Raw genomic sequence first — 22807 nt, 5'->3', positions numbered from 1 at the left:
CGGCGGTCGAAACCAGCCGCAACTCATGCCGGCATAAGCAAAAGAGCGCCGAGGAGACCACGTGAAGTCGAGGGTCGGATCAATCCTACGACATCCGCGGCACGGTGTAGACCTTCAGCACCTCGTCGCCGAAGTGGTTGATGACCTTCACGGCGATCTTGCTGGTGCTCGGCGGGTCGAACGGCTGGCTCGTGGCGCTGTAGAGCTTGGACCATTCGCCCTCGTCGATCTCGGCGCGGAGGGCCTTCTTGAGCTTGTCGTAGGGGCCCTCGGTCGTGTCCTTTCCGCCGTACAGGAGGTAGGCGTGGCGGACGAAGAAGCTCTGGCCGTCGTAGTCGGTGTCGATGAACCAGCAGGCGATGTCGTCGACGTCGCCGGTGCGTACCGCGCCGGTGCTGGGGTCGAAGACGTCGACGCCGCGGATCTCGACCGTCGCCTTGCCGGCCGCGGTGGTCAGCTTGACGTCGGGCTCGCCGAAGACGGTGAACAGGTTGCCGGTCCCGGTCTTCTTCAGCAGCTCGTCGCCCATCGCCAGGTCGGGGTTCATCCGCACGGGCAGGATCGCCAGCTTGCCGAACTTGATCTCCTTGGTCAGCTCGGCGGTCTGCTCGTGGACGCTCGCCTCGAACGCGAAGGCGCAGACGAGGAGCAGGTCGCAGCGGCTCCCCTGGATCGCCTCCAGCGCGGCCTTCTTGACGTCGGCGTCGCCGAGGGTGCCGAACTCGGGGCCGACGCACACGCGGACGGCCGCGCCGGCGTCGGTCTCGCCCTCGGCGTGGATGAACTCGCCGGGGAACGGGTCGAGCCGGACGAGCGTGATCCGCTGGGCCCTGTCCGTCCCCTTCACGCCGGCCGCGCGGAGGTTGTCGAGGTGTCGCTGGACATCGGCGGCATCTTCGAGCCCACGCCGTTCTGCGACCTCGCGAGCACGACGCTCGCCGGGGGCCGCGGGGAGTACAAGGCCGCGTTCCTGAGCTTCCTCGGCGTCATTCCGTACCTCGGCGACGCCGCGAATGCCGGCAAGTTCGGGACGTATATCCAGAGCGTCTACAAGGCCATGGACTTGGCCGTCAAGAATTCGCGGTTCATGGCGTTGATCCGGCCGATCTTCACGAGCCTGTGCAAGATGCTCGACACGGTCCCGATCAACAAGCTCCTCGAGTCGATCGCCCGCCCGCTCGAGTTCATTCGCGGCCGGCTGAAGGCGATCCTGGGCGGCTGCTTCGCCGCCGGGACGCCGCTGCTGACTCCTGAGGGCGAGAAGCGGGTCGAGGACTTCCGCCCCGGGGACTGGGTCCTGTCGGCCCCCGAAGACGATCCCGACGGGACGCCCCAGCCTCGTCTTGTCCAGGAGGTCTTCGAGGATTATCTCCCGCTGTTGGAGCTGCGGATCGGCTCGGCATCGATCAAGACCACGGCAGAGCACCCGTTCTGGGTCGAGGGGCGCGGGTGGACCCCGGCCAACATGCTGCTGGAAGGCGATCGCCTACGGACCCACGACGGGTCGACGGTGATCCTCTCCGGCGTGGGGGATCTGGCCGAGTCGGGGGCGGTCTACAACCTGCGGGTCGCCGACTACCACACGTACTTCGTCGGCTCCTCGGAGTGGGGCTGCTCGGTCTGGGCGCACAACTCCTGTACCGGCCCGTCCGCCCTCAAGGCGGGCGACGTCAGCGAGGAGTTCATCAAGAAATACGACTTTGGGGCCCACCTCAAGCGAATCATCGGCGACCCCCGAAGGACATGCCCAATCCGCACGCCCACCACATCCTCTTCAAGAAGGGCCTGGGGGCGGACCAGCAAGCCCTGGTCCAGGCAGGAAGGCCAGGAGATCCTGAGGAAGCATGGCATCGATCCGATATTCGGCAAGGAAAACCTGGTCTGGGCGCCGAACAAGATCGAGGGCCAGCACGCCTATCCGACGCTGGAAAAGGTCGTCAACAAACTGAAGGAAGTCGATGCCGGGGGAGGGGGATACGACGATATGGTCGACGCCCTCAAGGAACTCGGAAAATCGCCGCGGGAAGAAGGTGATCGATGAGCGACCAGCAGACCGGCAATGACATTCGCGCCGCCATACGCAAAGGGGATGCGGAGAAGGTCGCCGCCCTGATCGGGGGCGATAAGGCGATCCTTGACATGATGACGCCGTTCGGGACCTTCCTGCATTTCGCCGCGAACAAGGGGCAGCTCGAGATCGTCAAGCTGCTGGTGAGCATGGGGGCCGCTGCCGACGTCGACGGCGGGATCTCCGGCGGCACGGCCCTCGACCAGGCCGCGTCCGAGGGGCATCTAGAGATCGTGAGGTTCCTCCTGGACAGCGGTGCGAGGATGGACACGAGCGTCCCCGAGAAGAATCCCCTATTCGCCTCCATCGTCGGCGGGCACACGGACGTGGCGAGGCTGCTCATCGAGCGCGGCATCAACACAAAGCCCGGCGCGGACGACCCCGAAGAGACTAAGCCGCTGAGCGTCGCCCGCAAAGGGAACCGGGAGGAGATCATCGCCCTACTGACCTCGGCCGAGAGGAACTGAGAGGGGCGCGGAAGCGGCCCCGCACAAGATGGATCGACCGATCGGCGGACGACCTTTGTCCCTAGGCGGTCGACCCAAGCCCGCACCGCCGATCGTTCCAAGCTCGCCGACAGATGGTGCCGCCCCGAGGGCTTTCCCATGGCTGAAGTCGATTTCGAACTCCTGCGTCGGCTGCTCGCCGAATCCGCCCGTCGCGCATTCTCCAAGTTGCGAGAGATGCGACCCAACGAGACGTTCTACGCCTTCGCCCTGTACACGGTGGACGACGCGGTCGTGTTATCTCCGTCGGCCAACACGGAAGAGGCCTACGCCCGGGTGCGGTCAAAGTACGCCTCGAGCGGCAAGTTCACCGAGGCGGGCCTCCTGGGCAATTTCCGCTGGTCGCCCTACGACTGGGAGTGCGACTGCGTGGGGGTCGAGGCTTTCGATCCCGTGATCGCCCTGATCAATGATCGGGGGGTGCGGCCGATATGACGAGTCGGACGACGGCGCATTCGTCGAATACAAGGCGAACGTGTTCGCTGCGATGGTTCTGGCCCTCTCCGACTTAGAGGCGGAAGGATTCTTCGGATCGGGCCGCGACCGTCGATCGGTCGCGGTCTTCTGCTCCGTGGCCGACTCGATCTGCACGGCGTGGCTCGAGGCCGACTCGGCACGCCGACTGAACCCGCCTGAGGTGTTCGAGGCGTTTCAAGCCGAGCGCATTGAGTACATCTCCGAGGGGGCCGACGACCTGGCACCCCATGACGACGAGGTTTTCGAGGAGTATCTAGTCCTCGTCAGGGGGGGGAGGGGTCGATTGACCCAGACCGGCGGCGTCTGCTCCTGAGGAGACCGCCGTTCAACGGGCCATATACACACCGCTCAGCACCTCCAACCAGGCCTCGGACGCGGCGATAGTCGGAGGGTTCATCGGGGGCGAGGGAGCCGGCGGTGCAGAGGAGGTTGGCGATGGCGCGTAGCCCGACGGCCAGGATCGCGGCGGCGAGGGGGGCCAGGACACCCGGGAAGTGGTCCGGGTGAAGACCGGGCGAAGTCGTGCCACAAGGCACGAGGCGAATCGGGTAGGATGGCCATTGAGTCCGTCCTCGGCCGGTGTCGGTGAGAAGGTCGTCCCTCCCTCATCATAGCAACCGGGGGGGCAAAAACGGCACGAGTCGGGCTCAGACCTTGTCCAGAAGAGGGGGCCGATAGTCTGGATGGCATGAGCCGGACACCCTACCCGACCGACCTGACGGACCGCCAATGGCGGCTTATCGAGCCCTACGTCCCCCGCCCCAAGCCGGGCGGCCGGCCCGCGCGGTATGAGCGGCGGGATTTAATCGACGCGATCCTGTACCAGACGCGGAACGGCTGAACCTGGCGGGCCCTGCCGCACGACCTGCCGCCGTATCGAATCGTCTTCCATTACTTCCGGGCCTGGCAGGCCGACGGTACCTGGGACCGCGTCCACGACGCCCTCCGCGCCAAGGTGCGACGGGCCGTCGGCAAGAAGCCCAAGCCGTCGGTCGCCATCGTCGACGGCCAGACGGTCAAGGGGACCGAGTACAGCTCCCCCAACGGCTACGACGGGGGGGAAAAGACGGCGGGCCGCAAGCGATTCGTGGCCGTCGACACTCGCGGGCTGATCTGGGCGTTGATGGTCGTACCGGCCGACGTCCAGGATCGCGCCGGCGGGCCGCCGCTGATGGACCGGCTGCGTGAGGCGGTCAAGAGACTGAAGGTCGTCTGGGGCGACTCGCATTTCGACACGGCCCTGACGCACGGCCGGATCATGTGGGCCTGGGTCGGCGTGGCGGTGCGGAAGTTGGCCGGCCAGGTCGGGTTCGTGGTCCAGCCGAAACGCTGGATCGTGGAGCGGACGTTCGGATGGCTGGGCCGCTCCCGCCGGCTCTCCAAGGAGTACGAGCGGACGATCGAGAGCAGCGAGGCCTTCATCAAGATCGCCATGATCCACCTGATGATCCGACGCCTTCGCCGGTGAAATCAGCCCTTATTGGACAGGATCGAGATATCAGCACGTCTAACCGAAATACTAGCCAGCCAGTCGGTATCGAGCCCATGCCGAGTTCCCAGGTGTCGCGGAAGGCCTTGATCTGCTCGGGCTGGCGGGTGAGGTCTTCGGCCTTGGCGTCCTTGACGTCGCGCTTGCGGGTGCTGACCTGCCAGTTGCTGCCGAACTTGATGCCGTAGGGCGGGTCGAAGTAGATGCACTGGACCTGGCCGCGGAGCCGCTCCTTCTCGGCGAGGCTGGCCATGACGAGCAGGCTGTCGCCGAGGATGAGGCGGTTGGTCCAGTGCTGGTCGTGCTGGTAGAACTCCAGCTTCTTGGCGAAGTCGTCCAGGCCGTTGAAGTCGGCGAACAGGTCGAGCTGGGTGTTCGCGGCGGGCCTGGCGCCGGCCGCCCGACGCTTCACATCCTCGACGATCGCCTGCGGGTGGATCTTCTCCTGGACGTGCAGCGGCACCGCGGGGACCTCGAACGGCCGCGCGTCCTGCTCGTCCTTCCCCTTCCAGACGAGCTGCGGGTCGAGCGAGCGGTCGCGCTGATACACGGCCCGGCCGATCCCGTCGTCGGCGAACGCCGCCGTCTCCCGCGTCGGGATGTTCGGCCGCGTGTCGGCGACGTGCTTGTGCGAGTCGACGGGGACGGAGGCGGCTGCGGGCTTCTTCTTCGCCATCGTGGCACCTTCAGGGCGTGGGAGAGTCGTCGGTCAGCGGCTGGTCGAGCAGCCCGAGTATCTGGTCGGCACGGTCGATCCGTTTGCGCCGCGGACAGGGGTTTCACGAGGCGTCCCGGCTCCTTCGGGCGTATTGACCGATGTGAGCGGGAGGCGGTGCAAAGTCTTCTGCAAGTCGCGGATGCAGGCTATTCACGCGAACGCCGATGGCCGAAAGCGTGTTTACCCAAAGGGCCTGTTTGGGTAAACAGCCCCGTGGATCTACCCGTCGAGGAGCTTGCGGATCTCCTGCTTCGTCTTGTGGAGGTTCGAGCCGTCGATCTCCAGGAACGCCCATCGGCCGAAGGCTCCGAGGTTGTTCACGCCCGGCACCCACATGGTCTTCGTCGTCTGCACCTTCGCGTCCTTCTCCTTCTTCCGCTGCCCGGACACTTCCAGGACCAAATTGAGGAGGTCCGTCGTCCCGCGGCCGTCGTCGAGCTTGACGATCAGGTCCGGGTAGTAGTTGCCGGGCCGGCCGTCGCAGGTGTAGGGGATGCGGAAACCGATCCCCTGGTTCTTGGCGTAGGCTCGCACCTCGTCGATCTCTTCGAGCTTCTGGCAGACGATGGTCTCCCAATCGCTGTCCTGCGGGACGAGGTTGATGTGGCATTTCGTCGGCTCGGTCGTCCAGCAGGTCTTCACGGTGTCGAAGGAGACGCCGGCCGTGGTCCCGAGGGCGTCGTCGCGCTGCGTCTCGGCCCGGAGCCGCTGGGCCCCGCCCGACGCCGCGATGATCGCCCGGCTGATCTTCTCGCAGACCGCGTGCTTCTTCTCGCCGAAGAGGAGCAGGCCCGGGAACGTGTCGTCGCCGTAGTCGACGTTCGGCGAGTCGCCGTCGGGGTCGCCGAGCCAGTCCCGGACGATGCCGACCAGTTGCGGGAACAGCCAGGACTTGTCGGGGAAGTGGCGCTGTTGCAGGTGGGTGGCGAGCCGGAAGGCGACCGCCTGGGGCCGCATCCCCCGCGCGTCGCCCAGCGTCAGCTCGGCGTTCTCGCCCATGATCGGGGCGTTCAGGGTGGTCGTCGGCATGTCCTGGGTGGTCAGGACCTCGCGGTGCGAGGCGTCGAACCGCGCCGAGAGGCGATCGGCCGGGACGTCGAACCGGTAGCCGACGACGCGGGGGAAGGTCACTTCGAGCCAGGGCGCGCCAACCAGGCGTTCGGGGACCGCCCGCACGGCTTTGCCGGGCTTCGGCGTGGCCGGCGCGCGTTCCTCGGGCAGCCCGGCGACCGGGAAGCCGCTGAACGGCACGCCGAAGATGTCGGCGTACTCCGGGACCATCATCCCGTCCTCGCCGACGGCGTAGCTCCGCCGTCGCAGCCCGCGGCCCATCACCTGCTCGCACAACAGCCGGGTGCCGAACGCCCGGACGCCGAGGATGTGCGTGACCGTGTTGCAGTCCCATCCCTCGGTGAGCATCGACACCGACACGACGCAGCGGATCTGCTCGCCGAGCTTGCCGGGCTTGCCGACGGTGTTCAGCACCTCGCGCATCAGGTCTTCGTCGGTCAGGTTCTCGGCGTCCCGCCCGGGGAACCGCCGCCGGTACTCGGCCTTGAAGTCCTCGATCTGGTGCTTCGCGAGCTTCTTGAAGTCGTCGGACATGCTCTCGCCGGATTCGAGCTGTCGGCTGTCCACGAGGATCGTATTGGGCCGGTGCATCCAGCGCTGATTCTTCACGTTGCCGAACAGCGGCAAGACGTCGCCCCCGGCGACGACGGGCTCGCCGTCGGGGTGGTGGCGCCCCGATTCGTATCCCGAGACGTAGTCGAACACGGCCTTGCTGACGTTCGTGTTGTTGCACACGACGATGAACACGGGCGGGGTGCCGCCGTTGGATCGCGACTCCTCGTCGGCCTCCCATTCCTCGAACTTCCGCGCGTAGTGGCCGTACAGGCTCCGGAGCGCGCCTTCGAGCAGGCCGGGCAGGAGGGGGGGCGTCCCGGCATCCTCCGGCCCCCGGCGCACGTCCTTCAGGCCGTCGCGGATGTGGACCCAGAGGTCGCGATATTTCGGGTAGTCGCCGGTCATCGCGTTGTCGGCGACGGGGACGCGCGGGATCTTGACGATGCCCGACTCGATCGCGTCCATCAGGGAGAAGTCGCTGACCACCCAGGGGAACAACGTCCCCTCCGGGTAGCCGGACCCCTTGAGGTAGAACGGCGTGGCGGACAGGTCGAAGACGGTCTTCACGCCGATCTTCCGATGGACCGGCTCCAGGCCGGTGATCCACAGGCGGGCCTGCTTCTCGGGATCGCCTCGCAGGAAGCGGTAGGTCGGCCGATACGGCCGGATGTCGTGCTTGCGGCAGAAGGCCTGCATCGCCGACTTGCCGACCCGGATGCCATGGGTGCGGAACAGGTGAGCGGCCAACTCGGCGTGGGTCCAGTTGGCCCGATCCAGCCCCTAGGCCTGCGGCCCCTCGATGACCCAACTCTGGAGCACTGGGGCGAGTCATGTGGTCAGCTTGGGTCGGGGCTTGCCCGGCTTGCGGGGCCGGAGGGCGTCGAGGCCCCGCTCCGGGTAGGCGTTGAGCCAGCGTTGGACGGTGCTGCGGGAGGTGGCGGTGTCGCAGGCGATCTGGCCGTGGGGGCGGCCCCGGTGGGCCATCAGGACGATCTGCACCCGGGTGCGGAGCTTCGGGTCGGTGGTCCCCCGCAGGTCCGACTCCAGGTCCTCGACCTCCTTGGCTGGCAATTGGATGCGGATCATCGGTGCCCCCTCGGCAGACCGCCTGGCGACCTCCCTTCGGGTAGATTAATCAGTGACGGGTGGATTGTGAATCAGACCCCAGGCTCCACCACCTTGCCGCTACGGTTCGGCCAGGCCGCTTCGAGCGCCTCGCCCGCAGTCGTCAGGGCCACGCCCAGCAGCACGATGTCTTTCAGGACGAACTGGCCCGGCATGGCGGAGAGGGCCGGGAAGCCGCCCAGGCTCGGCTCCCAGCCAGGCGTGGTGATCAGGAAGGTGAGCGTGGTCGCGAACATGCCCACGGCCAGCCCGCTGCCGACGGCTGAGCCGAGGGGCCAAACGCGGCGCGCGGCGATGAGCAGGCCGACGGCGATCTCCACGACGCCGAGGAATGCGGAGAACCCGCCGACGGACGCGAGCCGGTACGCCCAGCCCATCAAGGGGCTGTTCCTCACCATCGGCTCGATACCCTGGGCCTCATAGGCGGTGAACTTCATCCCCCCGATCCAGAGGAGGACGATCACCAAGCCATAACGCGAGACATGCAGCCCGATGGCTTTCAGCCGGTCGCTCATCGATCCCCATCTCCTGCGGCGGCCCCTTCGTCGATTCAGGGGAAGTCCCTGCAATCCGCCGACCGCCGGGGCGAATCATCCAGCGAAGAGGGTATCACCCGGGCGGCCGGCGATCTGTCATCTGGATGACAGCCTCGGGAAACAGGCCCGGGCGATCGGATCGAGGTCAACCATCGGCGATGCGATTCAGTCCCTCCAGATCGTCCACGCAGAAATAGCACCGGGTGTACTCGAGCAAACCCTCCTTCCGCAACCGGACCAGCTCGGCGCCGACCACCGGGCGGGCCGCCCCGACGAGTTCCGCCAGCTCCTGGTGGCTGAGCCGGACGTCGATCGTGTGGCCGTGGGTGCAGCGATCCCCCTCGTAGCAGATCAGGTCTCTCAACGTAGCCGCCACACGCACCCGCATCGGCGTCGTGCATTGCCAGAGCAGGCGTCGCTCGATGAATTCCGACCGCACGGCCGCCGATTCGAGCAGCCGTCTCGTCAGGACGGGGTCCGCGAGCGCGGCGTTCTCCATGGCGGTCCTTTCGAATTCGAGCACTTCGGCCGGACCATGGGCCACCGCTTGTTCGAGCTGGACGGTCTTGAAGCCATGAAACGCCTTCGACGCGAACGGTCTGGCGCCGATCAAGCCGCCGCGGCCATGGATCAAGCGGATGACGCTGTTCCCGTCAGGACGCGGGTCGATCAGTTTGACGTATCCGGAGGTCACGACCCAGCAGCGGCCCCCAGGCGTGCCCGAGTAGATGAATTTCCCTGACGGGAGCGAGCTTCGCAGCGATGACGGGATATTCGCGCAGGCCCCGGCGAACTGCTCGGCCCATTCCTTGTCGAGTTGCATCGAGGCCCCTTCGGTCAAGGCTCCGCGTGAGATGCTAAACGGACTTCGGCCTGGGGGAAGCCGGGCCCATCTCGTGGTCGATCCGCTGCGGAAATCCTGGCGATGGTACCCGCTTGCCTCGGGCTTTCGCAAATCGCTCCTGCTGAACCTGAAATCACGGGCCTTCGCTCGATCGAATCGAAAGGCTCAACATCAAAATTTGAACAATTTGTCATCCAAATGACAGCAGCCCCATGAGGGCATCTGTATACTCCGAAAAATCCTGTGCGACGACCGGCCGGACCTGCAACGCGGAACCCGCGTCGCGGCACGGACGAATCGTCGCCAAACTTCGTCGACGGACAAGGATAATGGGAGCGAGCCATGAACAGACGATGGTTGATGTGGGCCGCGTTGATCGGCGGGGCTTTCATCGCATCCGCCTGGACGGCCGGGGAGTCGGAGTCGCTGGCCCGGCAGCCCGCCGCGAAGGGTTCGCTCGTGGAGTTCAACGAGGACGGCTCGATCAAGCAGCCGGCCGGCTTTCGCAAGTGGGTCTTTCTCGGGGCCCCCGTCACCCCGAACGACATGAACGAGGGCGAAGCCAGCTTCCCTGAGTTCCACAACACATACATGGACCCGGAGAGCTTCGCCTACGTCGAGCAGCATGGCGAATACCGCGACGGAACCGTCATCGTCAAGGAGCTGACCTCCGTCGGCTCGAAGGTTCAGCCGAGCGGAAATGGCTACTTCCAGGGGGGTTTCACCGGCCTGGAAGTGTCGATCAAGGACGGCAAACGCTTCGCGGAGGAGCCCGGCAACTGGGCCTACTTCAGCTTCGGCCACAAATACCCCCTGAAGACGGGGGCATCCAGGAACAAGGTCGCGTCATGCAACAGCTGTCACGACCAGAATGCAACGAACTTCGTGTTCTCCGACGTGTACCCCGTCCTCAAGGACGTCCTGACCAAGGCCAGGACGGAGCAGCGATGATCGGCAAGCCGGTCGTCTCCGCGAAGGCGAGGATTCCCCAGGCTGGGGTGATTCAGTCGGGCCTCGTCGCCGAGCGATATCGCACCGGCTGCCGCACGCCGGCGGGGCCGTTCACCCCGGCTTACGACCCGCAACGTCAAAATGCGGCGTCAGCTCCTTCATACTCATTCCTATCTCCGAGGCGTTCAGCATGAAACACCGTAGGATGCAGGCCGTTACTTTCGGGCTGTGGGCGGCCCTTCTGTCCAGCAGCCCAGTCATCGCTCAGGAGGGTCGATATCTGTTCCTGCAGACCAACGACATCCGAGAGGGTCAAAACGCCGTCCTCGGCTATTCCCGCCATGACGACGGCTCCATGTCTCCTCACCCTGGGAATCCGTTCCACACCGGCGGCACCGGCATCAACAACGATACGCATGGCAAGCTAGGACCAAATGACAACGACACGCCGCTGGTGATCAGCGCCGACGGACGGCGGCTCTTCACGGTCAATGGCCACAGCAACACGGTCGCGGTCTTTGACATTACTCGCGACGGCTCGCTGAAGCATGTCCCCGGATCGCCGTTCCCGTCCCACGGCATAGCCCCCAACAGCCTCTCCGTAAGCGGCGGCACGTTGCTCGTGTCGAATCGCAACGGCGACTATCACCAGGCCGAGGATCTGAAGGGCAGGTCGAAAGCGAGCTACTGCTCCTTCCGGATCGAGGCGACCGGGTCGCTACGGTTCGTCTCCAAGGTCGAGGTCGAAGACGGGCACAAGCCGACGCAAGTTCACGTATCTCAGACGAACCCGGCAATCGCCTTCGGCAATGACTTCGAGGTCGATGCGGATTTCGACGGCGAAGGCAAGCGGTCGTTCCTGGCGGGCGACGAGGCGAGCGTCAAGGGACAGATGCACGTATTCAAGATCGGACCCGACAGCGTCCTCTCCGAACTCGCACTTGTCCAATTGTCGGAAACGGATGCGAGCTACAAATACAAAGGTATGCCCGGCGTTCCTTCCATGCCGCTGGGGCTCTGGACGCATCCCAAGTTGCCGCTACTGTATGTCGGATTCGTTACGCGAAACAACCTCGGGGTCTTTCGGTATACGGCAGACGGCGGCATTCAGTTCCGCGGCTCGGTGCCCAACAGCGGCCAAGACATTTGCTGGGTGCTTCCGAACAAAGCAGGGACACGCCTGTATACAGTCAACAACTTGCCTCGTCCCGACCTGAAGCAGGGGGCGGCCACGGTGTCGACCTACGACATTTCGGGCGATCACGCGGAAAGACCCGTCGAGATCGGTGCGATTGAAGTGCCTCAGCCCGGCGGCCGGTTCATCAACAACCGAAACTTCGAACAACCCGACAGCACCGCGTTCCAATGCACGCTCTCCCCGGACGAGCGCTTCCTGTATGTCATCAGCCAGCGAGTCAACCAGACCGAGGAGAATAAAAGCGAGGCGGGCAACATCCTCCATAGCTTCAGGCTGAACAACGATGGCCTGCCCCAATTGGCCCATTCTCGCCCGCTGGGACCGGATGGCGTTGACTTCCGCTCTCGTCCTCAGGGGGTAGGTGCGGTCGATCGCTAGTGGTCCGCCACACCTGAGTTTACGGTTTCCAGGGCCGGGTACAGCCGCTTGAGCTTGACCCGGGCGTCCGCCGTCGTGAACTGCCAGTCGACCTTCACGGCGGCCGCGTTCCGGTCGGCCTCCCAGGCCGCCACCTCCCGCCTGAGAGCCCCCATGTCGGGGATGCGGCGGTCGAGACGCTGCCGGGCCAGGACCGACAGCTCGCACTCCGCCACGTTCAGCCAGCTGCCGTGCTTGGGCGTGTAGACGAACTCCAGGCGGCCCAGGATCCGCCGCGCCTCGGCCGGCTCGAACGCCTCGTACAGGACGGCCGGCCTGTGCGTGCTCAGGTTGTCCATCACCAGCGCGACCCGCTCTGCCTCCGGGTGCCACTCGTCGGCGACCCGCTTCAGCAGCCGGGCGAAGTCGGCCTTGGTCTTCCTCTCGGTCACCTCGACCCGCCGCCTGCCGGCCAGCGGCTCGAAGGCCATGAAGAGGTCGGCCATGCCGTGGCGGACGTACTCGTAGTCCTCCTTGGCGGTGCTGCCCGGTCGGGTGGGCGGCGGCGGCCGGGCTTCGCCGATCAGCCGCTTGCCGCCCTCGTCGACGCAGACCACCGGCCGCCTCGGGCCGTGCGGGCGGGCGTAGACCTCCAGCACGCCCTCCATCGCGCGGACGAACTCGGCGTCCGCCTTGGGCGGGATCACCCACTGCTGCTTCAGCCAGGGCTTCGGCGCGTTTTTTTGAGGACCCGGCGTACCGTCTCGTCGCTGACGGCGTCCACCGCTTCGACTTCGACGAGCCGGTCGGCCAGCATCTTCAGCGTCCAGCGGGCCTTGCCGTCGGGCGGTGCCGAGCAGGCCAGGGCGACGAGCCGCGCCTCCTGGGCCCCGTCGAGCTTGCGGTATTGTCGGCCGGTCGGCTTCCTGCGGTGGACGGCCGCTTCGAACCCGCCCTCGGCGAACCGCTTGCGGACGCGGGCGACCGTGCCCTCCGAGCACTCGACGGCCTCGGCGATCGCGGCGTCGCCCCATCCGGGACCGCCGGGGCCGACGTCGGCCTTGAGCAGGATGCGGGCGTGGACGAGGGCGGCCGCGGCGTGGCGGCCCCCGGCGGTCATCTTCTCCAGCTGCGCCCGCTGAGCGTCGGTCAACCGGACGAGGCGCTTGTCCTTCAGGGCCATGGCGGATCTCCTCCTTATTGGGGGAGATCCTACCACAACCACAAACTCAGGTGTGGCGGAACACTAGCTCCGAGGTGGAAACTTCAGGGGTTCGACCTGGAGGATGGACGTTCGGAACGCAAGCATGGCCGAAGTTCGTGGGATGTTGATCGGCCATATGATGGCGATGGGCATGGCGACATTCGGCTCGATCATCGGGATCACCTCGATCCCCTCGATGGCTAGGACGGCCTGACGAGGCATGATCGTCGCGTAAGCTCCTCGACGGACGGTTTCGAGGATGGTGTTCGTGTCGTTGATCTCGAGCATGATCTTCGGACTGATCTCACGCTCCTCCATGACCTCGTCGAGCCGGAGGCGACTCGTGCAGTCGATGTCGGTGAGGATCAGCGGCTCGCCGTGGAGTTCGGCGAAGCGGATCGATCCCCGGCCGGCGAGCGGATGGCCCGTCGGGCAGACCAGCACGAGCTCGTCGTCCAACCAGGGCTCTAGGTCGACTTCCTTGGCATCCGTCATCGTGTAGGAGATGCCGAGGTCGAAGCGACCCGAGGCGACCCCGTTGCGGATGGCTGGCCCGCTTGTATTGGTGATCAGCAGGCTCACACCAGGATGCCGGCGAATGAAATCGGCGACGATTTCGGGCATCAGGCGCGTGCCGAAGCAATGCGTTACCCCGACGCGCAGATGGCCGATGTCGGCGGCAAGTATCGCCTTGACCGCGTCGCGGCCCGCCTCGGCGTCGCGGAGCGTCCGGTAGGCGTGCTCCAGGAACGCCTTGCCCGCCTCGGAAAAGCGGACCGCTCTCCCGGTCCGATCGAACAGGGGGGTTCCCAGGTCGCGTTCCAGCTCCTTGACCTGGGCCGAGAGGGTCGACTGCGAGATGCCCAGCGCCTGGGCCGCCTTGGTGAAGTGTTTCGCCTCGGCGACGGCGAGGAAGTAGCGGATCTGGCGCAGTTCCAAGGGACGAACTCCTCGATCGCCTTGCGCGATCCGACAATCGTTTTCGGCTGTTGGACGCCGTTGTGTGCTCCATGGTAACCATAAACGTCTCCGATCGTCCTCGACAACGAGGCGGAGTCGCGCTTCATCCCGTCGTGAAGTGCCGGTCCGCCTCCGACCAGTTAAAGGAAGCCCATGAGCGACAACACAGGCGAGAACTATCCTGGCGACGGAATGAGCCTCCCCCCGTTTCCAAACCCCAGTCCGGACTGGTCGCAGGACGACCCGTCCCACCCGGGCTTCGTCGTCATCGGCCTCAACGACACGCCCGGACAGAAGGCCTACTACATCCACATGGAGGCCAAGCCGGGCAAGGAGGAGCTGCTCCTGGCCTTCCTTCAGGACATCCACGATGGGATCGACAAAGAGCCGCTGACCGGACCTTGGTTCGCCCTGCGCTATTCGAAGACGACGTTCGGCATCTTCGAAGCCTTCCCGAACTCCCAGGCCAGGCACGACCATGATAATGGCCCGGGCGGCCAGAACTTCTTCACTCGCCCCGAACTCCTCCATGATCTGTTGGCCTACCCGGCGCAGCTTCACCGGCTCGACATCCTTCATGGAAAGTTCGGGGTCATGCTGGGCCAGCCAGTCAAGCCCGCCTGATAAGGATTATCCTTGGTCGTGTTGCACCGCCAACACGATGAAGCCTCGATAATAAGCTCCGACCTTCGACACCACCGGCGTCAACCTGACGAAGCTGGGGATGAATCGGAGAAGGTCACGAGCCTCATGTCCGCTCACTGCCGCCCTTGCCGTGCAAGTTGTTCAGCCGATGAGGTCGATCCGCCTCTTGAACTTCTCCATGCAAAGGCCGTCCACCGGCGGCTTGAGAGCCTCCGGCGACTCGAGCAGGTCGACATCGCCGCCGTTTGGTTATCACTTGTGCGGCGGTGCAACTTGCAGGCACACGGGAAGCGGGCCATGGTCCTGGGCCCAGGTGGTTTTCCATCCAGAGAACATCAATGAGGGTATCGATGAAAACCGCGCTGATCACGGGAGCGGGGTCCGGGTTCGGGCTTGAGGTCGCGATGCGGCTCGCGGAGAAGGGCTTCGACGTCATCGCCTCGGTCGAGATCTACGCTCAGGTGCAGACCCTGAAACGCGAAGCCGCGGCGCGCGGGGTCGGCCTTCGGGTCGAGAAGCTCGACGTCACCGACGAAGGCGATCGCAGGAAGGCATTGGGGTGGGACGTGGAGATCCTCGTGAACAACGCCGGGGTCCTGGAAGGTGGATCCGTCGTCGACATCCCGGCCGCCAACATGCGTCGTGAATTCGAGGTGAATGTCATCGGGCCGCTCCTGTTGACCCAGGGCATCGCCAGGCAGATGGTCAAGCGAGGCCGGGGGAGGATCGTGTGGGTGTCGTCCCGGGAGGGCATCAATGTCAACCCATTCACCGGGATCTACTCGGCGTCCAAGCACGCCGTCGAGGCCATCGCGGAGACCATGAGCCTGGAACTCCGGGAATTCGGGATCGAGGTGGCGACCATCAACCCGGGCCCGTTCCTGACCGGCTTCAACGATCGCGGGTTCGAGACTTGGAAGAGCTGGGAGGATGAACCCTCCGAAAGGCTCTTCGACTACTCGAAACTCGCATTCCCCCGGGCGCAGTTCGATCCCGAGCCGGTGTACGCCACCATGACCGCCGTCGCGGCGGGCGAGGTCGACACCTACCGCAATCTCGAGCCCAAGTCGATGATCCCCGAGACGAAGGCCAACATCGAAGCCGTCTGGGACAAGAAGATCAAGGACGGCCTCGGCACCAGGCCGCCGAGCCTCCAGAAGTCTTACGAGATGAAGCCGGAGACCCCCGCCGCTGTTGATCCCGGGCCTTGAACGTTCATGCCAACCGGAGGTCCTGGGCAACCAATCGCCGACGGATCGGCAGATCACACAAAGGGCATCATGAATTCATCCACATTTTCTACCATAAATCCGGCCACGGGTCGGCAAGTCGAAACATTCTCGTTTTTCACACCAACGGAGACGGAAGCCGCGCTCATGCGCGCCGAGCGGGGCTACCGGACGTATCGGAAACTATCCGTGCACCAGCGTGCGCGGTCCCTCTCGGATCTCGCCGCGACACTGAGGGAGAACAAGGCCCCGCTCGCGAGATTGATCACGACCGAGATGGGCAAGATCCTCGCGGAAGCGGAAGCCGAGGTGGAGAAGTGCGCGCGGGAAGCGGATTGGTATGCCGAGCACGGGCCGCAGATGCTCGCGGATGCACCCGCGCCGACGGGCAGCGTCGACGCCTACGTCTCGTATCTGCCGCTCGGGCCGATCCTGGCCATCATGCCGTGGAATTTCCCGATATGGCAGCTGACTCGGATGGCCCTCCCGACGCTGCTGGCGGGCAACGTGGTCCTGGTGAAGCACTCGCCCAACACGCAGGGCAGTTCGCTCGAGTTCGAACGACTGATGCGTGAGGCCGGCTTCCCTGAAGGGGTGTTCCAGAATCTGATCCTTAAGACGGAAGATGTCGTCGACGTCATCAATGATCCGCGAGTCCGGGGGGCGTCCGTCACGGGGAGCGTTCGGGCCGGTTCCGCGGTCGCCTCCGAGGCCGGGAGGGTGATCAAGAAGACGGTCATGGAGTTGGGCGGCTCCGATGCATTCATCGTCTGCGAAGATGCGGACATTCCCGGGGCCGTCGCGGCGGGCATCAAGGGGCGCTTCAGCAACGCCGGTCAGGTTTGCCTCGCCGCGAAACGGTTCATCCTGGTGGGGAATATCGCCGACGAGTTCGAGGAGTTGTTCGTCGAGGCGGCGAGGGCGATCCGAGTCGGCGACCCGATGGATCCCGCGATGCGGATGGGACCGATGGCACGGATCGACCTGCGTGACTCCCTGCATCGGCAGGTCGAAGGCAGCGTCGCGAAGGGCGCGAGCGTGCTGTGCGGGGGCAAGCCGATGGAAGGGGATGGGGCATTCTACATGCCCACGGTGCTGGGCGGGGTGGCCGAGGGGATGCCTGCCTTCGACGAAGAGACATTCGGCCCAGTCGCGGCGATGACCCGCGTCCCGGACGTCGATGCGGCCATCGTCGCGGCCAATGCGAGCCAGTTCGGCCTGAGCGGCAATCTCTGGACCAGTGACGTCGCCTTGGCCCGCAAGATCGCCCGTGACCTCGATACCGGGGGAGTCTTCATCAATGGCGTCACGGCGTCGGATCCTCGGGTCCCGGTCGGCGGCGTCAAGAACAGCGGCTATGGCCGGGAGCTCTCTCATTTCGGCGCCCACGCCTTCGTGAATGCGCAAACCGTCTGGATCGAAAACTCTTGACAGAGCCTCCATCCGGAAATCGGGACGGATGTTTCAATCGACGCTCTTTCCAGGGTGCGAGTCAAGCCGGGGGTAAACATGAGCAAAGTCGCAGTTCTCGGGCTGGGCGCGATGGGCTCGCGCATGGCGGCCAACCTGCTGAAGGCGGGTCACGAACTCACGGTCTGGAACCTGGTGCCGGAGGCCGCCAAGGACCTGGCCTCCTCGGGCGCGAAGACGGCGGCTTCCCCCCGCGAAGCGGCGGCAGGCAACGAGTTCGTCCTGACGATGGTCCGCGATGATGAGGCCTCGCGACAGGTCTGGCTGGATCCGGCGAACGGTGCCCTGGCGGGAATGGAGCCGGGGGCCGTCGCCATCGAGAGTTCCACGCTGACCCCCGCGTGGGTCCGCGAACTCGGCGATGCCTTCAGCAAGGCCGGGATCGCACTGTTGGAAGCACCGGTGGCCGGCAGCACTCCGCAGGCGGAGGACGCCCGGCTGATATTCCTGATCGGGGGCGATCCGGAGACGATGAAGCGGGCGGAGCCGCTGCTCAAGGCCCTCGGTTCCGGCATCCACCATGCGGGGCCGCTGGGCGCCGGGGCGCTGGCGAAGCTGGTCACGAATACGCTCATGGGCGTCCAGTCGGCGACCATCGCGGAGATGATCGGCATGCTGAAGCGGCAGCGTGTCGACCCGAAGCGGGTCCTGGACGCCGTGGCGGGCACGGCGATGTGGAACCCGCACCTGACGAGCGACACGGAATCGATGCTGAGCGGCAACTTCGAAGCGCATTTCCCGATCAAGCTCCTCGAGAAGGACCTCGGCTACACGGTGACGACCGCGGGCGGGAGTGCGTCGGCGCCGATCGCGAGCGCGGCGAGCGGCGTCTTCCAGAGGGCGATCGACGAGAAGCTGGGTGATCTCAACATGACCGCCGTCGTGAAGCTGTTCGACAAGGCGCCTTGAGCCCACCGCCGCTCGAAGTGGTCTTACCAAGATGCACTCGGGCGGCGGTTCGAGAGGGATTATCGATGAATATCGGCCTGTTCGTCCCATGCTACGTGGACGCCCTGTTCCCGGAAGTCGCAATTGCCACCCTCGAGCTGCTCGAAGGGCTGGGCATCGACGTGGGCTACCCGGCCGATCAGACCTGCTGCGGCCAGCCGATGGCCAACAGCGGCTGCCAGCCCGAGTCGGCGGCGACCGAAGCCCATTTCGCCGCCTGTTTCCGCGACTTCGAAACGGTCGTCGGCCCGTCGGGGAGCTGCGTCCATCACGTCCGGTTCCACCTCGACGCGACCGAGCAGACGTCCGAGGTCGTCCGGGTCCGGAGGGCCGTCCGCGAGCTGGTCGAGTTCCTCCACGACGACCTGAAGGTCGGCGCATTTCCCCGTGCGAGGTTCCCCCACAAGGTCGGCCTGCACGACAGTTGCACGGCGATCCGGGGGCTCGGACATTGCCGGTCCTCGGAACACCCGACACGGCCGGCCTTCTCCAAGACGCGGGACCTGCTGGCGAAGGTCGAGGGCCTGGCGCTCGTCGAGATCGACCGGCCCGACGAGTGCTGCGGGTTCGGCGGCAGCTTCTGCGTGACCGACGAGGCGGTCTCGTCGAAGATGGGCGAGGACCGCGTCCGCGACTTCCACCGCCACGGGGCCGAGTACATCGCCTCGGCCGACATGTCGTGCCTGCTGCACATGAAGGGGATCATCGACCGGCTCGGCCTCCCCTTGAAGGTGATCCACGTCGCCCAGATCCTCAACGGAGGCCCCGCATGAGTCGGCCCGTCGACGCCGCCGCGAACGCCGCCTTGTTCATCGCCGACCCGGCGCACCAGGAGACGCACGACAGGCTGGTCTGGGGGATGCGCCAGCACCGGGATAAGGCCGTGGCCGCCATCCCCGAGTGGGAACGCCTCCGCGACCTCGCCTCGAAGCTCAAGGAGCATACGCTCACCCACCTCGACCGCTATCTGGAGCAGTTCGAGGCCAACGCCACGAAGCGAGGCGCCCAGGTCCACTGGGCCCGCGACGCCGCCGAGCACAACGAGATCGTCGCGCAGATTTTCCTGGATCGCGGGGCCAGGCGGATCGTCAAGAGCAAGTCGATGCTCCAGGAGGAATGCGGCATGATGCCGTACCTCGCCGGGCGCGGCCTCGAAGTCGTGGAGTCGGACCTCGGCGAGCGCATCCAGCAGCTCGACCATGAGGGGCCGAGCCACATCTTCGTGCCGGCGATCCACAAGCTGCGGACCGACGTGGCGGCCCTCTTCGCCAAGAACCTGGGGACCGACCCGGACGACTCCGAGCCGCACCACCTCGCCGAGGCGATGCGGCAGAACGCCCGGCCGAAGTTCCTCAGGGCGGATGCCGGGATGACCGGCGCCAACTTCGCGGTGGCCGAGACCGGCGGGTTCGTCGTCTGCACCAACGAGGGGAACGCCGACATCGGGGCGACCCTGCCCAAGCTCCACGTCGCCAGCGTCGGGATCGAGAAGCTGGTCCCCCGGGCCCGCGACCTCGGCGTCTTCGTCCGCCTGCTGGCGCGGAGCGGCCTCGGCTCGGCGATGACCCAGTACACGTCGCATTTCCACGGGCCCAAGCCGGGCGGCGAGCTCCATATCGTCCTGGTCGACAACACGAGGAGCGCCCGCCTGGGGTCGCCCGAGTTCTGGGAGGTCCTCAAGTGCATCCGCTGCGGGGCCTGCATGAACACCTGCCCGGTCTATCGGCGCAGCGGCGGCCTGGCCTACGGGGCGACCTACTCGGGGCCGATCGGCGTGATCCTCGACCCGGGGTTCGACCACCGCAAGTACGGCGAGCTCCCCTTCCACTCGACGCTCTGCGGGTCGTGCACCGAGGTCTGCCCGGTAAAGATCGACGTGTCGGGCCAGATCGCCAAGTGGCGTCGGGTGATCGCCTCGGAAGGCCTGATGGCGCCGGGCGAGTCGATCGGGATGAAGGCCCTGGGGGCGACCCTGGCCCATCCGGCGACGTTCCACGCCGCCGAGGCGATCGGCCTGGCGGCCATCGCGCACCTGCCGAGGGCTGTGGTCGACAACCCGCTCAACCCCTGGACCAAGCACCGCGAGATGCCCACGCCGCCGGCCGAGACGTTCCGATCGTGGCACGAGCGGAATCGAGGTGGCGCATGACCGCCCGCGAGACGATCCTGGCCACGGTCCGCGCCAACCTGCCCAAGCCGGCGGTCTCCATGCCCGAGGTGCCGACGTCCACGGATCACTCCGGGACCGAAGGGGGCGTCGGCTGGCGCCGGAGCCTGGACGACCTCGGCGAGGTGCATGACTTCCCCGACGAGGGGGAGTCGCCCGTCCCCTACTTCCGACGTCACCTGGACGCGATGGGGGGCCGGTCGTTCGAGGTGGCCGACGCCGCCGCCGCCCGGGCGAAGGTCGCCGAACTCTTCCCCGACGCCAAGGTCGTCTGCTCGGCCGCGGATGAGGTCCCCGGGACCCGGCGGATCGCCGACGTCGTTGATCCTCACGACCTGGCCGACGTCGACGTTGGCATCGTCCGGAGCCGGCTCGGCGTGGCCGAGGCGGGGGCGGTTTGGCTCTCCGGTACCGACCTGGTCGTCGACGCGCTGGGCGTCCTCGCGCAGCACCTGGTCGTCCTGCTCGACCCGTCGGCGGTCGTGCCGACGCTCCACGACGCCTACGGCGCGCGCCTCGACCTGGCGAGCAGCCCCTACGGCGTGTTCATGGCAGGGCCGTCGGCCACCGCCGACATCGAGGGGGTGGTCATCTACGGCGCGCAGGGTGCGCGAACCATGACCATCCTGCTCCTGGCCGCCGACGCAACCGGAGAAATCTGATGCCGACCGTGACCGATCGCTGCTTCGAGGTCTTCCGGTCCGCCGGGATGACGACCATGTTCGGCAACCCGGGCTCGACCGAGGAGCCGTTCCTGATGAACTTCCCGGACGATTGCCGGTACGTCCTCGGGCTTCACGAGGCGAGCGTGGTCAACATGGCCGTCGGCTACGCCCTGGCGGGCGACCGCGCGGCCCTGGTGAACCTTCACACGGCGGCCGGGATGGGCAACGCGATGGGGGCGATCATCAATGCCCACCACGCCAAGGCCCCGCTGGTCATCACCGCCGGCCAGCAGCACCGGGCGATGGAGCTCATCGAGCCGTTCCTCTGGGGCCGCCAGGTGGAGATGGTGCGCCCGTACGTCAAGTGGTCCTACGAGCCGCACCGCGCCGTCGACGTGCCCGCCGCGCTGGCCCGGGCCTACCACACCGCGATGAGCGCCCCGCGCGGGCCGGTCTTCGTCTCGATCTGCATGGACGACCTGGAGCAGGAATGCCCGGCCCTCACCGGCCGAGCCGTCGCGGGAGGGCCGGTGCCCGGTCCGGCGGCCATCCAGTCCATCGCCGCGGCCCTGGGCGAAGGCCGACGCATCGCCATCGTCGCGGGCGAAGAGCTGGACGACCCCGACACGTGGCCCCGGACGATCGCCCTGGCCGAACGGCTGAATGCGGCGGTCTTCGGGCCCCCGGAGAACTTCCGCGGCGGATTCCCGACCGGCCACCGGCTCTTCCACGGCTTCCTCCCTCCCGCGATCAAGCCGCTGGCCGACCGCCTCGAAGGCTTCGACACGCTCTTGATCCTGGGGACGCGGGTGTTCGCCTATTATCCTTACGCCCCCGGCTCCTATCTGCCCCCGGGCCTTCGCGCCTTCCACGTCACGAGCGACCCGTCCGAGGCGGCGCGGGCCCCGTTCGGCGACGCCGCCATCGGCTGCGCCCGTGCGGCCGTGAGGCAGCTCCTGGACCTGGTGGCCGAAGCCGGTCGGCCCGATCCGCCGCCCGCCCCGACGCCGCCGCCGGCCGATCCGTCCGTGCCGATCACCGCGGCTTTCGTCTACAAGACCCTGGCGGACGCGATGCCTCCCCACGCCGTGCTCGTCGAGGAGAGCCTCTCCAGCCTGGCGACCAACCAGAAGCTCATCCCCCGCGACGAGCCGGGCGGCTTCTATTGCTCGGGCAACGGCATCCTCGGCTCGGCCTTGCCCATGGCCGTAGGGGTCAAGCTGGCCCGCCCCGATCGTCCGGTCGTCTGCGTCCTCGGCGACGGCGCGACCCAGTATTCCGTCCAGGGTTTCTGGACGGCCGCCCGGGAGAAGCTGCCCATCGTCTTCCTGGTGATTGACAATGCGGAGTACGCGATCCTCAAGGCGTTCGCCAACTACCTGCACACGCCCGGAGTGCCCGGCCTGGACCTCGGAGCGATCGACTTCGCCGGCCTCGCGGCGGGGTATGGCCTGGCGTATCGCCCGGTCGACCGGCCCGATCGCCTCGCTCCGACCCTGCAAGAAGCATTCGGCCTGGAAGGCCCGAGCCTCGTGCACGTCCGGATCGATCCCGCCGTACCACCGCTGATCGGCTGAAGGGACCAAGTGGTCCCGGACCCTCCCAGATCACCCATGAATCTGGC

At 66.4% G+C, this 22807-nt stretch carries 23 protein-coding genes and 1 pseudogene; 16 read left to right on the top strand and 8 right to left on the bottom strand.

Annotated elements, in window-relative coordinates; genetic code table 11:
* Positions 1-85: 85 nt before the first annotated feature.
* Positions 86-847 carry a hypothetical protein gene (locus tag PZE19_RS10910; protein WP_277860645.1) on the bottom strand — a complete coding sequence of 254 codons (762 nt, stop codon included), beginning with the start codon at positions 845-847 and terminating at the stop codon, positions 86-88.
* Between the two features lie 24 nt (positions 848-871).
* Between PZE19_RS10910 and PZE19_RS10905 the strand changes: the two genes are divergently transcribed.
* From PZE19_RS10905 to PZE19_RS10880, 6 genes are all read left to right on the top strand, one after another.
* The gene (locus PZE19_RS10905; protein WP_277860644.1) at positions 872-2041 is read left to right on the top strand and encodes a polymorphic toxin-type HINT domain-containing protein; all 1170 of its coding nucleotides are present in this window, start codon (positions 872-874) and stop codon (positions 2039-2041) included.
* Positions 2038-2535, top strand: a complete 498-nt coding sequence (locus PZE19_RS10900; protein WP_277860643.1) for an ankyrin repeat domain-containing protein — start codon at positions 2038-2040, stop codon at positions 2533-2535. Before PZE19_RS10905 ends, PZE19_RS10900 begins: the two co-directional genes overlap by 4 nt.
* Positions 2536-2673: 138 nt before the next feature.
* Positions 2674-3009, top strand: a complete 336-nt coding sequence (locus tag PZE19_RS10895; RefSeq protein ID WP_277860642.1) for a DUF4303 domain-containing protein — start codon at positions 2674-2676, stop codon at positions 3007-3009.
* A complete protein-coding gene (locus PZE19_RS10890; protein ID WP_277860641.1) occupies positions 2984-3364 on the top strand; it encodes a DUF4303 domain-containing protein in 381 nt (126 codons plus the stop codon). Before PZE19_RS10895 ends, PZE19_RS10890 begins: the two co-directional genes overlap by 26 nt.
* A gap of 375 nt (positions 3365-3739) precedes the next feature.
* Entirely contained in the window at positions 3740-3892 is a 153-nt protein-coding gene (locus PZE19_RS10885; protein WP_277860640.1) for a transposase, read from the top strand.
* Between the two features lie 12 nt (positions 3893-3904).
* Positions 3905-4519, top strand: a complete 615-nt coding sequence (locus PZE19_RS10880; protein ID WP_368411355.1) for an IS5 family transposase — start codon at positions 3905-3907, stop codon at positions 4517-4519.
* Here PZE19_RS10880 and PZE19_RS10875 read toward each other — a convergent pair.
* The 5 genes and pseudogenes from PZE19_RS10875 to PZE19_RS10855 form a co-directional block, all read right to left on the bottom strand.
* Positions 4473-5216 (bottom strand): hypothetical protein, encoded by a 744-nt coding sequence (locus PZE19_RS10875; RefSeq protein WP_277860639.1) that lies wholly within the window; start codon positions 5214-5216, stop codon positions 4473-4475. The two genes, PZE19_RS10880 and PZE19_RS10875, sit on opposite strands and share 47 nt — an antisense overlap.
* Before the next feature lie 261 nt (positions 5217-5477).
* Positions 5478-7508 (bottom strand): annotated as a pseudogene (locus tag PZE19_RS10870) (restriction endonuclease); the annotation flags it as partial.
* Positions 7509-7712: 204 nt separating this feature from the next.
* Complete coding sequence (locus PZE19_RS10865) at positions 7713-7970, bottom strand: helix-turn-helix domain-containing protein (RefSeq protein ID WP_277860637.1); 258 nt, start codon at positions 7968-7970, stop codon at positions 7713-7715.
* A gap of 71 nt (positions 7971-8041) precedes the next feature.
* Positions 8042-8524: a YkgB family protein gene (locus PZE19_RS10860; protein ID WP_277860636.1), complete on the bottom strand. Its 483-nt coding sequence runs from the start codon at positions 8522-8524 to the stop codon at positions 8042-8044.
* Between the two features lie 166 nt (positions 8525-8690).
* Complete coding sequence (locus PZE19_RS10855) at positions 8691-9368, bottom strand: Crp/Fnr family transcriptional regulator (protein ID WP_277860635.1); 678 nt, start codon at positions 9366-9368, stop codon at positions 8691-8693.
* Positions 9369-9731: 363 nt separating this feature from the next.
* On the opposite strand from PZE19_RS10855, the gene PZE19_RS10850 reads away from it, so the two are divergent.
* Together PZE19_RS10850 and PZE19_RS10845 are read left to right on the top strand one after the other, a co-directional pair.
* Positions 9732-10340: a cytochrome P460 family protein gene (locus PZE19_RS10850; protein WP_277860634.1), complete on the top strand. Its 609-nt coding sequence runs from the start codon at positions 9732-9734 to the stop codon at positions 10338-10340.
* A gap of 190 nt (positions 10341-10530) precedes the next feature.
* The gene (locus tag PZE19_RS10845; RefSeq protein ID WP_277860633.1) at positions 10531-11916 is read left to right on the top strand and encodes a lactonase family protein; all 1386 of its coding nucleotides are present in this window, start codon (positions 10531-10533) and stop codon (positions 11914-11916) included.
* Here the strand turns inward: PZE19_RS10845 and PZE19_RS10840 are convergent.
* A protein-coding gene (locus PZE19_RS10840; RefSeq protein ID WP_277860632.1) for an IS630 family transposase occupies positions 11913-13078 on the bottom strand; the annotation gives its coding sequence in 2 pieces (ribosomal slippage) (positions 11913-12628 and positions 12628-13078; 1167 coding nt in all). The two genes, PZE19_RS10845 and PZE19_RS10840, sit on opposite strands and share 4 nt — an antisense overlap.
* Positions 13079-13141: 63 nt before the next feature.
* Complete coding sequence (locus PZE19_RS10835; RefSeq protein ID WP_277860631.1) at positions 13142-14038, bottom strand: LysR substrate-binding domain-containing protein; 897 nt, start codon at positions 14036-14038, stop codon at positions 13142-13144.
* A 174-nt stretch (positions 14039-14212) separates the two neighbouring features.
* On the opposite strand from PZE19_RS10835, the gene PZE19_RS10830 reads away from it, so the two are divergent.
* The 8 genes from PZE19_RS10830 (at position 14213) to mdlC (ending at position 22760) form a co-directional block, all read left to right on the top strand.
* Complete coding sequence (locus tag PZE19_RS10830) at positions 14213-14683, top strand: putative quinol monooxygenase (protein WP_277860630.1); 471 nt, start codon at positions 14213-14215, stop codon at positions 14681-14683.
* Positions 14684-15054: 371 nt separating this feature from the next.
* On the top strand, positions 15055-15915 hold the full coding sequence (locus PZE19_RS10825; protein WP_277860629.1) for an SDR family oxidoreductase: 861 nt from the start codon (positions 15055-15057) through the stop codon (positions 15913-15915).
* A 69-nt stretch (positions 15916-15984) separates the two neighbouring features.
* Positions 15985-17364: an NAD-dependent succinate-semialdehyde dehydrogenase gene (locus tag PZE19_RS10820; RefSeq protein ID WP_277860628.1), complete on the top strand. Its 1380-nt coding sequence runs from the start codon at positions 15985-15987 to the stop codon at positions 17362-17364.
* 78 nt (positions 17365-17442) lie between these two features.
* Entirely contained in the window at positions 17443-18312 is an 870-nt protein-coding gene (locus PZE19_RS10815; protein ID WP_277864344.1) for an NAD(P)-dependent oxidoreductase, read from the top strand.
* Between the two features lie 65 nt (positions 18313-18377).
* Positions 18378-19124, top strand: a complete 747-nt coding sequence (locus PZE19_RS10810; protein ID WP_277860627.1) for a (Fe-S)-binding protein — start codon at positions 18378-18380, stop codon at positions 19122-19124.
* The gene (locus PZE19_RS10805) at positions 19121-20500 is read left to right on the top strand and encodes a lactate utilization protein B (protein ID WP_277860626.1); all 1380 of its coding nucleotides are present in this window, start codon (positions 19121-19123) and stop codon (positions 20498-20500) included. The genes PZE19_RS10810 and PZE19_RS10805 overlap by 4 nt, the downstream gene beginning before the upstream one ends.
* Positions 20497-21180 (top strand): LutC/YkgG family protein, encoded by a 684-nt coding sequence (locus tag PZE19_RS10800; RefSeq protein WP_277860625.1) that lies wholly within the window; start codon positions 20497-20499, stop codon positions 21178-21180. Before PZE19_RS10805 ends, PZE19_RS10800 begins: the two co-directional genes overlap by 4 nt.
* On the top strand, positions 21180-22760 hold the full coding sequence (gene mdlC, locus PZE19_RS10795; protein WP_277860624.1) for a benzoylformate decarboxylase: 1581 nt from the start codon (positions 21180-21182) through the stop codon (positions 22758-22760). The genes PZE19_RS10800 and mdlC overlap by 1 nt, the downstream gene beginning before the upstream one ends.
* Positions 22761-22807: the final 47 nt, after the last annotated feature.

Source organism: Paludisphaera mucosa (assembly GCF_029589435.1).
Classification (GTDB): Bacteria; Planctomycetota; Planctomycetia; order Isosphaerales; family Isosphaeraceae; genus Paludisphaera; species Paludisphaera mucosa.
The sequence above is the reverse complement of the archived record's forward strand: the minus strand, read 5'-3'. Positions and strand labels throughout refer to the sequence as shown.